The sequence below is a fragment of the Sinomonas sp. G460-2 genome (genome assembly GCF_047759905.1).
Classification (GTDB): Bacteria; Actinomycetota; Actinomycetes; order Actinomycetales; family Micrococcaceae; genus Sinomonas.
On the sequence record NZ_JBKZWT010000506.1, the window covers coordinates 1 to 1,625 of the forward strand.

Below are 1,625 nucleotides of genomic sequence, written 5' to 3' on the forward strand. Positions count from 1 at the left end.
GGTCGCGCCCGGGAGAACTCACGGCCCTCCTCACGGCGCCCCTGACCAACTTCGCGCGCGCGCTTCGGGCCGAGCCGCGGCTCCCAGAGCTGCTCAAGGGCGTCGTGATCATGGGCGGCTCGTTCTTCTACCAGGGCAACACGACCCCGACGGCCGAGTGGAACACGCACGTGGACCCCCACGCGGCGGCCGAGGTCTTCGCGGCGTTCGCCGGTCTGCCCGAGGAACGGCTCCCCATCGTGTGCGCGCTCGAGACGACCGAGCGCATCGAGATGCACCCCGAGCACCTCGCGGAGCTCGCCTCGGCGGCGGACTGCGCCATGCCCGAGCTCGTGCTCCCGGGCGACGCAGAGGGGCTGCGCAGCCGCGCGTCGAATCGCCTTGTCCGGCACATGAGCGACATGCTGCGCTTCTACTTCGAGTTCCACCGGCTGTACGACCAGGGCTACGTGGCCCACGTCCACGACTACTTCGCGGCGAGCGTCGCGGCCGGCACCGCACGCTTCGCGACGCGGAGCGCGAGCGTCCACGTTGAGACCGAGGCGCCGCGGCTCGTCGGGACGACTGTGGCCGACTATCGCGGGCTGTGGGGCGAGCCCTCGAACGCGCGGATCGTGAGCGGCAACCGGCCGGCCGAGGCGTTCGCCGAGTTCGTCACGTCGGTCGGAGCGCTCGCGCGGCGGCTCGGCTAGACTCGCAACCGGCCCCCACGAGGGGCCTCCGCCGAGGTGACATGAGGCGGAACCCGGTCCGCAGCCCCGAGGACCCATACCGCGGGCCCTCTCACCATCAAAAGGACACCGCCATGTCACATCAGCTCACGGTTGACGCGCCCCGCCGCTCGCCCCTACGGATCATCCTGACGATCCTCGGCGCCGCGGCCGTCGTCGCGACCTACGCGTTCCTCATCGTGTCCCAGCCGGCCGACGTCGCGAACGGCCCGACGGCCGCTTCTGCGCTCGTCGCGCTGACGGGCTTCGGCATCGCCATGGTGCTGCTCTTCGCAGGCATCCTCCCAACACTGCCGACCACGACGCTCGCCCTCATCCCCGTGGCCCTCGTGCTCAATATCGTGCTCGGCCAGTTCGTCGGGAGCACGCTCGTGCCGATCTACCTCGACTCGATCGGCACCGTGCTCGTGGGCTTCCTCGCGGGTTCCGCCGCAGGTGCGGCGACGGGCCTGCTCAGCACTCTAGTGTGGTCGTTCTTCAACCCGAGCGTCCTCCCGTTCGCCGCCGGCGCCGCCGCGATCGGCGCGCTCGCCGGGCTCGCCGCGCGGTGGGGGCTCGTGCGCCGCTTCTACCTGGTGCCGGTCGCGGGGGTTGTCACGGGCTTCGTCGCGGCGGCCATCGCGGCGCCCATAGCGGTCATCGTGTTCGGCGGAACCGCGACCGGCGCCACCGGGGCCGTCATCGCGCTCTTCCGCGCTGCGGGCGAGGGCCTCGTCCAGTCGGTCACGACCGGCGCCTTCACGTCGGATCTCCCCGACAAGCTCGTGACGTTCTCCATCGCCGCGGCCCTCGCGTACGCGCTCCCGCGGCGGAGCACGCAGCGCTTCGAGTTCGTCCGCCGGCACCGCGTGCTCGCGGGCGCAAAGCGCTCGGCGGAGGCGGAGATCAAGGCGG

2 protein-coding genes are annotated in these 1,625 nt (G+C 71.9%); both read left to right on the forward strand.

From position 1 onward, the window contains the following. Positions 1-692 (forward strand): nucleoside hydrolase (locus tag ACLN58_RS21935; protein ID WP_415857325.1); only part of this gene is annotated, 692 nt, incomplete at its 5' end. A 113-nt stretch (positions 693-805) separates the two neighbouring features. Further along, on the forward strand, positions 806-1,625 hold an 820-nt coding region (locus ACLN58_RS21940; protein WP_415857326.1), incomplete at its 3' end, for an ECF transporter S component.